This window comes from Streptomyces sp. NPDC001093, assembly GCF_040298985.1.
In the GTDB taxonomy this organism is placed as follows: Bacteria; Actinomycetota; Actinomycetes; order Streptomycetales; family Streptomycetaceae; genus Streptomyces.
The window spans coordinates 1-12,986 of record NZ_JBEPBF010000040.1 but is presented as its reverse complement, the minus strand read 5'-3'; the positions used below and the strand labels follow the sequence as shown (position 1 = coordinate 12,986).

12 protein-coding genes and 1 pseudogene are annotated in these 12,986 nt (G+C 70.1%); all 13 read left to right on the top strand.

The window, feature by feature from the left end; genetic code table 11:
- Nucleotides 1-2: 2 nt before the first annotated feature.
- Complete coding sequence (locus tag ABT288_RS21130; protein WP_351609876.1) at nucleotides 3-1,409, top strand: UDP-N-acetylmuramoyl-tripeptide--D-alanyl-D-alanine ligase; 1,407 nt, start codon at nucleotides 3-5, stop codon at nucleotides 1,407-1,409.
- Complete coding sequence (mraY, locus tag ABT288_RS21125; protein WP_351609873.1) at nucleotides 1,406-2,479, top strand: phospho-N-acetylmuramoyl-pentapeptide-transferase; 1,074 nt, start codon at nucleotides 1,406-1,408, stop codon at nucleotides 2,477-2,479. The genes ABT288_RS21130 and mraY overlap by 4 nt, the downstream gene beginning before the upstream one ends.
- Complete coding sequence (murD, locus tag ABT288_RS21120; protein ID WP_351609870.1) at nucleotides 2,461-3,897, top strand: UDP-N-acetylmuramoyl-L-alanine--D-glutamate ligase; 1,437 nt, start codon at nucleotides 2,461-2,463, stop codon at nucleotides 3,895-3,897. Before mraY ends, murD begins: the two co-directional genes overlap by 19 nt.
- A 68-nt stretch (nucleotides 3,898-3,965) precedes the next feature.
- The gene (ftsW, locus tag ABT288_RS21115) at nucleotides 3,966-5,330 is read left to right on the top strand and encodes a putative lipid II flippase FtsW (protein ID WP_351609868.1); all 1,365 of its coding nucleotides are present in this window, start codon (nucleotides 3,966-3,968) and stop codon (nucleotides 5,328-5,330) included.
- A gap of 6 nt (nucleotides 5,331-5,336) precedes the next feature.
- Nucleotides 5,337-6,425, top strand: a complete 1,089-nt coding sequence (gene murG / locus ABT288_RS21110; protein WP_351609865.1) for an undecaprenyldiphospho-muramoylpentapeptide beta-N-acetylglucosaminyltransferase — start codon at nucleotides 5,337-5,339, stop codon at nucleotides 6,423-6,425.
- A gap of 26 nt (nucleotides 6,426-6,451) precedes the next feature.
- Nucleotides 6,452-7,246, top strand: a complete 795-nt coding sequence (locus ABT288_RS21105) for a cell division protein FtsQ/DivIB (RefSeq protein WP_351609862.1) — start codon at nucleotides 6,452-6,454, stop codon at nucleotides 7,244-7,246.
- A 279-nt stretch (nucleotides 7,247-7,525) separates the two neighbouring features.
- Entirely contained in the window at nucleotides 7,526-8,737 is a 1,212-nt protein-coding gene (ftsZ, locus tag ABT288_RS21100; protein ID WP_351609859.1) for a cell division protein FtsZ, read from the top strand.
- A complete protein-coding gene (gene pgeF / locus ABT288_RS21095) occupies nucleotides 8,734-9,462 on the top strand; it encodes a peptidoglycan editing factor PgeF (RefSeq protein ID WP_351609856.1) in 729 nt (242 codons plus the stop codon). The genes ftsZ and pgeF overlap by 4 nt, the downstream gene beginning before the upstream one ends.
- A 6-nt stretch (nucleotides 9,463-9,468) precedes the next feature.
- Complete coding sequence (locus tag ABT288_RS21090; RefSeq protein WP_351609854.1) at nucleotides 9,469-10,188, top strand: YggS family pyridoxal phosphate-dependent enzyme; 720 nt, start codon at nucleotides 9,469-9,471, stop codon at nucleotides 10,186-10,188.
- Between the two features lie 129 nt (nucleotides 10,189-10,317).
- The gene (locus ABT288_RS21085; protein ID WP_351609851.1) at nucleotides 10,318-10,959 is read left to right on the top strand and encodes a cell division protein SepF; all 642 of its coding nucleotides are present in this window, start codon (nucleotides 10,318-10,320) and stop codon (nucleotides 10,957-10,959) included.
- A 61-nt stretch (nucleotides 10,960-11,020) separates the two neighbouring features.
- On the top strand, nucleotides 11,021-11,308 hold the full coding sequence (locus ABT288_RS21080) for a YggT family protein (protein ID WP_076090190.1): 288 nt from the start codon (nucleotides 11,021-11,023) through the stop codon (nucleotides 11,306-11,308).
- A 55-nt stretch (nucleotides 11,309-11,363) separates the two neighbouring features.
- Nucleotides 11,364-12,560, top strand: coding sequence for a DivIVA domain-containing protein (locus ABT288_RS21075; RefSeq protein WP_351609849.1), 1,197 nt, complete (start codon nucleotides 11,364-11,366; stop codon nucleotides 12,558-12,560).
- A gap of 209 nt (nucleotides 12,561-12,769) precedes the next feature.
- Nucleotides 12,770-12,986 (top strand): annotated as a pseudogene (locus ABT288_RS21070) (hypothetical protein); the annotation flags it as partial.

Genomic DNA, 12,986 nt, shown 5'->3' with positions numbered 1-12,986 from the left:
TTGTGATCGCCCTCTCCCTCGCCGAGATCGCAGCAGTCGTCGGCGGGCAGACGCACGACATACCGGATCCGTCCGCCGAGGTCACGGGACCGGTCGTCCGGGACTCCCGCGAGGTGGTGCCGGGCAGCCTGTTCGCCGCCTTCGTCGGCGAGCGCGTGGACGGCCACGACTACGCACCGCAGGTGATCGAGGCGGGCGCGGTCGCCGTACTGGCCTCGCGCCCGGTCGGCGTGCCCGCGATCGTCGTCGACGACGTCCAGACCGCGCTCGGCGCCCTCGCCCGGCACGTCGTACGCCGGCTCGGCGCGACCCTCGTCGCCCTGACCGGCTCGGCGGGCAAGACCAGCACCAAGGACCTGATCGCGCAGGTGCTCCGGCGCAAGGCGCCGACCGTGTTCACGCCCGGCTCGCTCAACAACGAGATCGGGCTGCCGCTGACCGCCCTGTCCGCCACCGAGGAGACGCGGTTCCTCGTGCTGGAGATGGGCGCGCGCGGCATCGGGCACATCCGCTACCTCACCGGCCTCACGCCCCCGAAGATCGGCCTGGTCCTCAACGTCGGCACCGCCCACATCGGCGAGTTCGGCGGCCGGGAGCAGATCGCACAGGCCAAGGGCGAGCTCGTCGAGGGCCTTCCGGAGGACGGCGCCGCGATCCTCAACGCCGACGACCCGCTGGTGCGCGCCATGGCCGCCCGTACCAAGGCGAAGGTGGTCCTTTTCGGAGAGTCGGCCGAAGCGGACGTACGCGCCGAGAACGTGCGACTCACGGACAGCGGACAGCCTTCCTTCAGGCTTCTCACACCCTCCGGTGCAAGCGATGTGACCATGCGCCTGTACGGTGAGCACCACGTGTCGAACGCGCTCGCCGCGGCCGCCGTCGCCCATGAGCTGGGCATGTCCGCGGAAGAGATCGCCACCGCGCTCTCCGAGGCGGGCTCCCTCTCCCGCTGGCGGATGGAGGTCACCGAGCGCCCGGACGGCGTGACCATCGTCAACGACGCCTACAACGCCAACCCCGAGTCCATGCGGGCCGCCCTTCGGGCGCTCGCGGCCATGGGCAAGGGGCGCCGCACGTGGGCGGTGCTCGGCAAGATGGCCGAGCTGGGGGACGAGGCGCTCGCCGAGCACGACGCCGTCGGACGGCTCGCCGTCCGGCTCAACGTCAGCAAGCTCGTCGCCGTCGGGGGGATTGAGGCCTCCTGGCTGCAACTGGGCGCATATAACGAGGGTTCGTGGGGTGAGGAGTCGGTGCACGTGTCCGACGCACAGGCGGCGATCGACCTGTTGCGCAGCGAGTTGCGCCCGGGGGACGTCGTACTCGTGAAGGCGTCCCGTTCGGTGGGTCTGGAGAGCGTTGCCCAGGCGCTCGTCGAGACCGGTGCCGAGGGCGAGGTTGTCGCCCGATGATGAAGCAGATCCTGTTCTCAGGAGTCATTGGCCTCTTCCTGACGCTGATCGGCACCCCGCTGCTGATCAAGCTCCTCGCCCGCAAGGGCTATGGCCAGTACATCCGTGACGACGGTCCGCGCGAGCACGCCAGCAAGCGCGGTACGCCGACGATGGGCGGTATCGCCTTCATCCTGGCGACGATCGCGGCGTACTTCCTGAGCAAGCTCATCACCGGTTACCCGCCCACCTACTCCGGGCTGCTGGTCCTCGGCCTCATGTTCGGCATGGGCCTGGTCGGCTTCCTCGACGACTACATCAAGATCGTCAAGCGGCGTTCGCTGGGTCTGCGGGCCAAGGCGAAGATGGCCGGCCAGCTGATCGTCGGCATCGCCTTCGCGGTGCTGTCGCTGATGTTCGCCGACGCCCGCGGCAACACCCCGGCCTCCACCAAGCTGTCCTTCATCACCGACTTCGGCTGGACGATCGGCCCGGTGCTGTTCGTCGTCTGGGCGCTGTTCATGATCCTCGCGATGTCGAACGGCGTGAACCTCACCGACGGTCTGGACGGTCTGGCCACCGGCGCCTCCGTGCTGGTCTTCGGCGCCTACACTTTCATCGGCGTCTGGCAGTTCCAGGAGTCCTGCGCCAACGCGCAGACCCTGACCAACCCGGCCGCCTGCTACGAGGTGCGCGACCCGCTCGACCTCGCGGTGATCGCCTCCGCGCTGATGGGCGCCTGCCTGGGCTTCCTGTGGTGGAACACCTCGCCGGCGAAGATCTTCATGGGCGACACCGGTTCGCTCGCCCTCGGCGGTGTCCTCACCGGCCTGGCCATCCTCTCCCGCACGGAACTGCTGCTGGCCATCATGGGCGGCCTGTTCGTCCTGATCACCATGTCGGTCGTCATCCAGGTCGGCTCCTTCCGGCTCACCGGCAAGCGCGTCTTCCGGATGGCGCCACTCCAGCACCACTTCGAACTCAAGGGCTGGTCCGAGGTCCTGGTGGTGGTCCGATTCTGGATCATCCAGGGAATCTGTGTGATTGTCGGACTTGGCCTCTTCTATGCAGGATGGGCAGCGGAAAAGTGACCTCCACCTCGGAGCCCCACGACTTCCAGGGCAAGCACGTCACCGTCGCAGGGCTCGGTGTCTCCGGCGTCCCGGCGGCCAAGGTGCTGCACGCGCGCGGGGCGAGCGTCACGGTCGTCAACGACGGCGACGACGCACGCGCGCGTGAGCAGGCCGCCGAACTGGAGGCGCTCGGCATCACCGTGCGCCTCGGCGACGGGGCGACCCTGCCCGAGGGCACCGAGCTGATCGTCACCGCGCCGGGCTGGAAGCCCGACAAGCCCCTGTTCACCGCGGCCGCCGAAGCGGGCGTGCCGGTCTGGGGCGACGTCGAGCTGGCCTGGCGCCTGCGCGGCCCCGACGCCGCCCCGTGGCTGGCCGTCACGGGCACCAACGGCAAGACCACGACCGTGCAGATGCTCGCGTCCATCCTGAGGGCCGCGGGCCTGCGCACGGCCGCCGTGGGCAACATCGGCGTCTCGCTGCTGGACGCCGTCCTCGGCGAGGAGACCTACGACGTCCTCGCGGTGGAGCTCTCCAGCTACCAGCTGCACTGGGCGCCCTCGCTGCGCGCCCACTCGGCCGCCGTCCTCAACCTCGCCCCCGACCACCTCGACTGGCACGGCTCCATGGAGGCGTACGCCAGGGACAAGGGCCGTATCTACGAAGGCAATCGGATCGCCTGCGTCTACAACGTGGCCGACAAGCTCACCGAGGAGCTGGTGCGCGAGGCCGACGTCGAGGAGGGCTGCCGGGCCATCGGCTTCACCCTCGGCAGCCCCGCGCCCTCCCAACTCGGCGTCGTGGACGGCATCCTGGTCGACCGCGCCTTCGTCGAGAACCGGCAGAAGAACGCCCAGGAGCTGGCCGAGGTCTCCGACATCGATCCGCCGGCCCCGCACAACATCGCCAACGCCCTTGCCGCGGCGGCCCTCGCGCGCGCCTACGGGGTGCCCGCCCAGGCCGTACGGGACGGCCTCAGGGCCTTCCGCCCGGACGCGCACCGCATCGAGCACGTCGCCGACCTCGACGGCGTCGCGTACGTGGACGACTCCAAGGCGACCAACACCCATGCCGCGGAGGCCTCGTTGGCGGCATATGAGTCGATTGTATGGATTGCGGGTGGTCTGGCGAAGGGTGCGACCTTCGGGGAACTGGTCGCCAAGTCGGCAAAGCGACTTCGCGGTGCCGTCCTGATCGGCGCCGACCGGGCGCTGATCCGCGACGCCCTCGCGCGACACGCCCCGGAAGTACCCGTGGTCGACCTCGACCGGACCGACACTGGGGCGATGCTCCAGGCGGTGACGGAGGCGAGGCGGCTCGCTCAGCCCGGTGACACGGTGCTGCTGGCCCCGGCCTGCGCCTCCATGGACATGTTCACCAACTACAACCAGCGCGGTGACGCGTTCGCGGCGGCGGTCCGCGAACTCGAAGCCTGACCCCGGCCGCCCGCCGGGCGGATCTTGGGAGGGACGCGTGGGACGGTCGACGTTCAGTGGAGGCGCCGATGCCCAGTAGCCGTACCGGAAAGCCGCCCGTGCAGGGGGCGTCCCGGCGTCCGCGTCCCGCCGTCTCCCGGCCCACGGGCGAGAGTCCCGTGCAACGGCTCTACGGGCGGGCACGCAAGGCCTGGGACCGGCCGCTGACCGCCTACTACCTGATCCTCGGCGGCAGCGTGCTGATCATCGTGCTGGGCCTGGTGATGGTCTACTCGGCCTCCCAGATCACCGCACTGCAGATGTCGCTGCCGGGGTCGTACTTCTTCCGCAAGCAGCTGCTGGCCGCCGTGCTGGGCGGCGTACTGCTGTTCACGGCCTCCCGCATGCCGGTGAAACTGCACCGGGCGCTCGCCTATCCGATCCTGGCCGCCGCCGTCTTCCTGATGGCCCTGGTGCAGGTGCCCGGGATAGGGATGACGGTCAACGGCAACCAGAACTGGATCTCCCTCGGCGGCTCCTTCCAGGCCCAGCCCAGCGAGTTCGGCAAGCTCGCCCTGGTGCTGTGGGGCGCGGACCTGATCGCCCGCAAGCAGGAGAAGAGGCTGCTGACCCAGTGGAAGCACATGCTGGTGCCGCTGGTGCCGGTCACCTTCCTGCTGCTCGGTCTGATCATGCTCGGCGGCGACATGGGTACGACGATCATCCTCACCGCGATCCTGTTCGGCCTGCTGTGGCTCGCGGGGGCGCCCACCCGGCTGTTCGCGGGGGTGCTGACGATCGCGACCCTGATCGGCGGCGTCCTCATCAAGACCAGCCCCCACCGCCTCGCCCGCCTCAACTGCATCGCCGCCACCGACTCCGGCCCGAACGACATGTGCTGGCAGGCCGTGCACGGCATCTACGCCCTCGCCTCCGGCGGACTTTTTGGTTCCGGTCTCGGTGCGAGTGTGGAAAAATGGGGCCAACTTCCCGAAGCCCACACCGACTTCATCTTCGCGGTCACCGGTGAGGAACTGGGCCTGGCGGGGACGCTGTCGGTGCTCGCCCTGTTCGCGGCTCTAGGCTATGCGGGTATCCGCGTGGCCGGACGCACGGAGGACCCCTTCGTGAGGTACGCCGCGGGAGGCGTGACCACCTGGATCACCGCCCAGGCGGTGATCAACATCGGTGCGGTGCTCGGTCTGCTGCCGATCGCCGGCGTCCCCCTCCCGCTGTTCTCCTACGGAGGGTCCGCCCTGCTGCCGACCATGTTCGCCATCGGGCTGCTGATCGCCTTCGCACGCGACGAGCCCGCTGCGCGGGCGGCGCTTGCGATGCGGCAACCTCGCTTTGGTAGAAAGCGGGCGGGAGGCTCCGGCGGTGAGCGGGGGCCTCGGAGATGGAACACGATGCGACGGCGTGCCTCGGTGGCGCGTTCGTCCGGAGAGCGGTGAATTTCGGTGCATGTCGTACTCGCCGGTGGGGGGACCGCCGGCCACATCGAGCCCGCGCTCGCCCTCGCGGACGCCCTGCGCAGGCAGGACCCGACCGTGGGGATCACGGCCCTGGGCACGGAGCGCGGCCTGGAGACCCGGCTCGTCCCGGAGCGCGGCTACGAGCTGGCGCTGATCCCGGCGGTGCCGCTGCCCCGCAAGCCGACCCCCGAGCTGATCACCGTTCCGGGCCGGCTGCGCGGCACCATCAAGGCCGCCGAACAGATCCTGGAACGCACCAAGGCGGACGTGGTGGTCGGTTTCGGCGGTTATGTCGCCCTGCCCGGCTACCTGGCCGCCAAGCGCCTCGGCGTGCCCATCGTGATCCACGAGGCCAACGCCCGCCCGGGCCTGGCCAACAAGATCGGCTCGCGGTACGCGGCCCGGGTCGCCGTCTCCACGCCCGACAGCAAGCTGCGCGACGCCCGCTACATCGGCATCCCGCTGCGCCGCTCCATCGCCACCCTGGACCGTGCGGCCGTCCGCCCCGAGGCGCGCCACCGCTTCGGCCTCGACCCGAACCTGCCCACGCTGCTCGTCTCCGGCGGCTCCCAGGGCGCCCGCCGCCTCAACGAGGTCGTCCAGCAGGTCGCCCCGTGGCTGCAGCAGGCCGGCATCCAGATCCTGCACGCGGTCGGCCCGAAGAACGAACTGCCGCAGGTGCACCAGATGCCGGGGATGCCCCCCTACATCCCGGTAAGTTACCTGGACCGGATGGACCTCGCGTATGCCGCGGCGGACATGATGCTCTGCCGCGCGGGCGCGATGACCGTCGCCGAACTCTCCGCCGTCGGACTCCCGGCCGCCTATGTCCCGCTGCCGATCGGCAACGGCGAACAGCGGCTCAACGCCCAGCCGGTGGTGAAGGCCGGCGGCGGCCTCCTCGTCGACGACGCGGAACTCACGCCCGAGTGGGTGCAGCAGAACGTCCTGCCCGTGCTCGCCGATCCGCACCGGCTGTACGAGATGTCCCGCGCGGCAAGCGAGTTCGGCCGCCGGGACGCCGACGACCTGCTCGTCGGCATGGTGTACGAGGCGATCGCCTCGCGCCGTTAGGACCGTATGACGAAAGGGCAGTGAGCGTGGCCGGACCCTCCACCGCCGAGCGCGGTGAACGCCAGCAGGAGTCGTCCGGCCCGCCGCTCGTCCGGAGGCTCAAAAAGCCGCGCCTTCGTACGATCGTCATCCTGGCCGCGCTCGCCGTGCTCCTCGGGGCCGGTGGCACCTGGGTGTTGTACGGATCGACATGGGTGTGCGTCGAGCACGTCTCGGTGTCCGGCACGCGCGTGCTGACCCCCGCCGAGGTGCTGGACGCGGCGGCCGTACCGGTCGGGGCGCCGATGATTTCCGTCGACACGGACGGCATCGAAGCCCGACTCCGCCGGAAACTGCCCCGAATTGACACGGTTGACGTGGTCCGTGCCTGGCCCCATGGAATCGGCCTGAAAGTGACCGAGCGCACTCCGGTTCTGCTGAGCCGAAAGGGCCGGGACTTCGTCGAAATCGACCACGAAGGTGTCCGGTTCGCCACGGTTTCGCAGGCGCCGAATGGCGTTCCGGCGCTGGAATTGTCCCTCTCCCGCACCGGTTCCGCCGCCGCGAGCTTCCGGCGCTTCGGCACCGACCGGCTGGTGCGGGAGGCGGTCCGGGTCGCGGGCGATCTGCCGGCCGCCGTGGCGGCGGACACCCGGGCCGTCCAAGTCCGTTCCTACGACGCCATCTCGCTGGAGTTGGCCGACGGCCGCACGGTCGCGTGGGGCAGCAGCGAGAACGGCCGGGCCAAGGCACGGACCCTCGCAGCTCTCATGAAAGCAGCTCCCGGCGCGCGGCACTTCGACGTCAGCGTTCCCACCGCCCCTGCGTCATCGGGGAGTTGACGCACATCAGCGCAGGCCAGCACCCTGGTTGGGCACTGCTATGGCTGATCACATAGGGTGAAAAGAAAAACGGGAGGTTCGGCGTGTTCGTTGAACGGGCGCCACTTGTCGACTTAGTGTCCTGTTCAGAAGACTCCAGGGAACAGACACACTGGTAACCCTAAACTTCAGGGTTAGGGTTCGGGTCGGCGTTACGGACCGTCCCATTCGGCATCCGTCGTCCCGGCGCGGGGCACCGCCCGGCGGCGACAACGTAATTCGAGGCGAGAGGCCTTCGACGTGGCAGCACCGCAGAACTACCTCGCAGTCATCAAGGTCATCGGTGTCGGCGGCGGTGGTGTCAATGCCATCAACCGGATGATCGAGGTCGGTCTCAAGGGTGTCGAGTTCATCGCCATCAACACCGACGCACAGGCGCTGTTGATGAGCGACGCCGACGTCAAGCTCGACGTCGGCCGCGAACTCACCCGCGGACTCGGCGCCGGAGCCAACCCGGCCGTCGGCCGCAAGGCCGCCGAGGACCACCGCGAGGAGATCGAGGAGGTCCTCAAGGGGGCCGACATGGTCTTCGTGACGGCCGGTGAAGGCGGCGGCACCGGCACCGGCGGCGCGCCCGTCGTGGCCAACATCGCGCGCTCGCTGGGCGCCCTGACCATCGGCGTGGTGACGCGCCCGTTCACCTTCGAGGGACGGCGCCGCGCGAACCAGGCCGAGGACGGCATCGCCGAGCTGCGCGAAGAGGTCGACACCCTCATCGTCATCCCCAACGACCGGCTGCTGTCCATCTCGGACCGCCAGGTCTCGGTCCTGGACGCCTTCAAGTCCGCCGACCAGGTCCTGCTCTCCGGTGTCCAGGGCATCACCGACCTCATCACCACGCCCGGCCTGATCAACCTCGACTTCGCCGATGTGAAGTCGGTCATGTCCGAGGCCGGTTCGGCCCTCATGGGCATCGGCTCGGCCCGCGGCGACGACCGCGCGGTGGCCGCGGCCGAGATGGCCATCTCCTCGCCGCTGCTGGAGGCGTCCATCGACGGCGCCCGAGGCGTGCTGCTCTCCATCTCCGGCGGCTCCGACCTCGGTCTGTTCGAGATCAACGAGGCCGCCCAGCTGGTCAGCGAGGCCGCCCACCCCGAGGCCAACATCATCTTCGGCGCGGTCATCGACGACGCCCTCGGCGACGAGGTCCGGGTCACCGTGATCGCGGCCGGCTTCGACGGCGGCCAGCCCCCGGCCCGCCGGGACAACGTCCTCGGCTCGGCCTCGGCTTCGGCGGGCTCCCGCCGCGACGAGCCCGGTCCGGCCCGGCCGAGCGAGCCCAGCCGTCCGTCCTTCGGCTCGCTGGGCAGCGTCAAGCCCAAGGAGGAGCCGGAGCCGGCGCCCGAGCCGGTGGCCGACATCCCGGCCGCCCCGCCGGTGACGCCGGCGCCCCGCCCCTCCTACGCGGACAGCGCGGCCGAGGAGCTGGATGTGCCGGACTTCCTCAAGTGATAGGAACGCGCGAGCGCGTGAGCGGCGCGCACTTCGCCTTCACCGACCGGTGGGGCGGGGTGAGCGCCGCTCCGTATGAGGAGCTGAACCTCGGCGGCGCGGTGGGCGACGACCCGGAGGCCGTACGGGCCAACCGGGACATCGCGGCCAAGTCGCTCGGCCTCGACCCGGGCCGGGTCGTCTGGATGAACCAGGTGCACGGCGCCGACGTGGCCGTGGTGGACGAGCCCTGGGGAGAGAGCCCGGTGCCGGAGGTCGACGCGATCGTCACCGCGCGCCGCGGACTCGCCCTCGCCGTCCTCACCGCCGACTGTGTGCCGGTGCTGCTGGCCGATCCCGTGGCCGGGGTCGTGGCGGCGGCGCACGCGGGCCGGCCCGGCATGGTCAAGGGCGTCGTCCCCGCCGCCGTACGGGCCATGGTCGGACTCGGCGCCGAGCCGGGCCGGATCGTCGCTCGCACCGGACCGGCCGTGTGCGGGCGGTGCTACGAGGTGCCGGAGGCGATGCGCGCCGAGGTGGCGGCCGTCGAACCGGCGGCGCACGCTGGGACGAGCTGGGGCACGCCGGCGGTCGACGTGAGCGCCGGGGTGCACGCACAGCTCGACCGGCTCGGGGTGTGCGACCGGGCGCAGTCGCCGGAGTGCACGCTGGAGTCGGGCGACCACTTCTCGTACCGCCGAGACCGCACCACCGGGCGGCTCGCGGGCTATGTCTGGCTGGACTGATGGGGCATGACGGACCGTAAGACCGAACTCGCCGGAAACCTGGCGAAAGTGGAGGAGCGCATCACCGCCGCGTGTGTGGCGGCAGGGCGCAAGCGGGAGGAGGTGACCCTGATCGTGGTCACCAAGACCTACCCGGCGAGCGATGTGCGGATCCTGTCGGAACTCGGTGTGCGCCATGTCGCCGAGAACCGTGACCAGGACGCGGCACCGAAGGCTGCGGCATGTGCGGATCTGCCGCTCAAATGGCACTTTGTCGGTCAGTTGCAGACCAACAAGGTCCGTTCCGTGGTCGGTTACGCGGATGTCGTGCAGTCCGTGGATCGTCCCAGGCTCGTCACGGCTCTGTCGAAGGAGGCCGTGCGGGCGGGGCGCGAGGTGGGCTGCCTCGTCCAGGTGGCCCTGGACGCGGGGGAGAGCGGCCGGGGCGAGCGCGGAGGCGTGGGCCCGGGCGGAATCGAAGAGTTGGCCGACCTCATCGGCGAGGCTCCGGGACTGCGGCTCGACGGGCTGATGACCGTCGCTCCGCTCACCGGGGAGTACGCGGGACGCGAACAGGCGGCGTTTGAACGGCTCATGGATTTGTCGACTGACCTGCGCCGAGCCCATCCGGCTGCAACCATGGTGTCAGCAGGGATGAGTGCGGACCTCGAACAGGCCGTGGCCGCCGGGGCGACACATGTGCGCGTCGGCACTGCGGTACTCGGAGTCCGCCCTAGGCTCGGGTAACGTCGCCAAGAAGTCGGACCACAGCAGAAAATATGGTCAGTGCCTGTTCAAAGCGGGCGCAACGACCTCGTGGATCGCGGGCACTTGGCAGTCGTCAGCCGATCCACCACAGAGCGGAGGACTCAGAGCATGGCCGGCGCGATGCGCAAGATGGCGGTCTACCTCGGCCTCGTGGAGGACGATGGGTACGACGGCCGCGGATTCGACCCCGACGACGACTTCGAGCCCGAGTTGGACCCGGAACCCGAGCGGGATCACCGAAGGCACGAATCTTCACACCAGTCGCACAGCGCACATCAGTCCCAAAGGGACGAAGAGGTGCGAATCGTGCAACCGCCCGCGCCGCGCGAGCCGGTGGTCCGTTCGGCTGCGCTCGCCGCGGAATCCGGACGTCCGGCGCGGATCGCGCCCGTGGCATCCATCACACAAGAACGTCAGTCCCTCGAGAAGAACGCACCGGTGATCATGCCCAAGGTTGTGTCCGAGCGAGAGCCTTACCGGATCACCACGCTTCACCCCCGGACCTACAACGAGGCCCGTACCATCGGGGAACACTTCCGTGAGGGCACCCCGGTGATCATGAATCTGACTGAGATGGATGACACAGACGCAAAGCGACTTGTCGACTTTGCGGCCGGTTTGGTGTTTGGTCTTCACGGCAGCATCGAGCGGGTGACGCAGAAGGTGTTCCTGTTGTCTCCTGCTAACGTCGATGTCACGGCGGAGGACAAGGCCCGCATCGCAGAGGGCGGGTTCTTCAACCAGAGCTGAGACGCAACAACCGGATCGAGGCTCGGAAGAGCACGGAACAGGGGAGAGGGAAGCGCAGGCCATGAGCGTGTTCGTCACGGTGGTCCACACCGCGCTGCTGGTGTTCCTCGTCGTGCTCATCTTCCGGCTGGTCATGGATTACGTGTTCCAGTTCGCCCGCTCGTGGCAACCCGGCAAGGCGATGGTGGTCGTACTGGAGGCCACCTACACTGTCACCGATCCACCGCTGAAGCTTCTGCGGCGGTTCATCCCGCCGCTGCGTCTCGGGGGCGTGGCGCTCGACCTGTCCTTCTTCGTACTGATGATCATCGTCTACATCCTCCTCTCCATCACGGGGAGCTTCATGTGATGAGGGTGGACGATACGGTCTTGCCGACTGCCGATGACTACGTTGAGGTGAAGAGATGCCGTTGACCCCCGAGGACGTGCGGAACAAGCAGTTCACGACCGTCCGCCTCCGAGAAGGCTATGACGAGGACGAGGTCGATGCCTTCCTCGACGAGGTCGAAGCCGAACTGACCCGTCTGCTCCGCGAGAACGAGGACCTGCGCGCCAAGCTGGCCGCGGCGACCCGTGCGGCCGCGCAGAACCAGCAGAACATGCGCAAGGGCCCGCCGGAGCAGGACCAGCAGCCGCACCCGCAGCAGCAGGGCATGCGAGGTCCCGGCGCGCCGGTGCCCGCCGGCATATCGGGCCCGCCGCAGCAGCAGATGGGCGGCCCCATGGGTGGCCCGCCCCAGCTGCCGAGCGGCGCCCCGCAGCTGCCCGCCGGTCCCGGCGGCCAGGGCGGCCCGCAGGGTCCCGGTCCGATGGGCCAGGGTCCGATGGGCCAGGGCCCGATGGGCCAGGGTCCGATGGGTCAGGGTCCGATGGGTCAGGGTCCGATGGGTCAGGGTCCGATGGGTCAGGGCCCGATGGGCGGCCAGCCGCCCATGCAGCAGATGGGTGGCCCGATGGGCGGCCCCATGGGCGGTCCGATGGGCGGCCCCGGTCAGGGCCCCGGCGGCGACAGCGCCGCCCGAGTCCTCTCGCTGGCCCAGCAGACCGCCGACCAGGCGATCGCCGAGGCCCGCTCCGAGGCCAACAAGATCGTCGGCGAGGCCCGCAGCCGCGCCGAGGGTCTGGAGCGTGACGCCCGAGCCAAGGCCGACGCCCTGGAGCGGGACGCGCAGGAGAAGCACCGCGTCGCGATGGGCTCCCTGGAGTCCGCCCGCGCCACGCTGGAGCGCAAGGTCGAGGACCTGCGCGGCTTCGAGCGCGAGTACCGCACGCGCCTGAAGTCGTACCTCGAGTCCCAGCTGCGCCAGCTGGAGACCCAGGCCGACGACTCCCTGGCCCCGCCGCGCACCCCCGCCACCGCGTCCCTGCCGCCGTCCCCGGCGCCCTCCATGGCCCCGGCCGGCGCGAGCGCCCCGTCCTACGGCGGCAACCAGACGATGGGCGGCAACCCCGGTCCGTCCGCCCCGTCGTACGGCGGCCAGCAGCAGATGACCCCGGCCATGACCCAGCCGATGGCCCCGGTCCGCCCGCAGGGCCCGTCCCCGATGGGTCAGGCACCCTCGCCGATGCGCGGGTTCCTGATCGACGAGGACGACAACTGAGCACCGGGCACTAGTACGACAACGGCGTCGGCAGCGCTCAACAGGGCGGGCCCCCGGGACTTCGGTCCCGGGGGCCCGCCCTGTTCACGCGGCTTGACGAAGGTGTCAGCGGCGGGTTGTAGCGTGCCGGGCCATGGAGGCAGACGTACTACGGCTTCGAGCGCGCGGACGCCGAGACGCTGCACCGCCGGCACGTGTGGGCGGGCGAGGTGCGGACGCAGCTCGCGGCGGCGGGGCTGCCGGTGGAGGCGGAGCGCATGGACGCGGCGGTGAGCGGCGGCGTCGAGGTGACCGTCGATCCCGGAGCCGACGAGGCGGGCGGCGTGTACGTCGGCCGGCAACCGGCGCCCGTGCTTACGTCGGCCGGCACCCGGCGCCCGTGCTGCGGACGGCCTCGATGCGGACCGCGCACCGGCAGGACGCCCA

Bases quoted from the DNA above. Each gene is read 5' to 3' on its own strand.
- ABT288_RS21090 (WP_351609854.1), top strand. From the start codon at position 9,469: ATGACGGACCGTAAGACCGAACTCGCCGGAAACCTGGCGAAAGTGGAG.
- ABT288_RS21085 (WP_351609851.1), top strand. From the start codon at position 10,318: ATGGCCGGCGCGATGCGCAAGATGGCGGTCTACCTCGGCCTCGTGGAG.
- mraY (WP_351609873.1), top strand. From the start codon at position 1,406: ATGATGAAGCAGATCCTGTTCTCAGGAGTCATTGGCCTCTTCCTGACG.
- ABT288_RS21075 (WP_351609849.1), top strand. From the start codon at position 11,364: ATGCCGTTGACCCCCGAGGACGTGCGGAACAAGCAGTTCACGACCGTC.
- ftsW (WP_351609868.1), top strand. From the start codon at position 3,966: ATGCCCAGTAGCCGTACCGGAAAGCCGCCCGTGCAGGGGGCGTCCCGG.
- murD (WP_351609870.1), top strand. From the start codon at position 2,461: ATGGGCAGCGGAAAAGTGACCTCCACCTCGGAGCCCCACGACTTCCAG.
- ABT288_RS21080 (WP_076090190.1), top strand. From the start codon at position 11,021: ATGAGCGTGTTCGTCACGGTGGTCCACACCGCGCTGCTGGTGTTCCTC.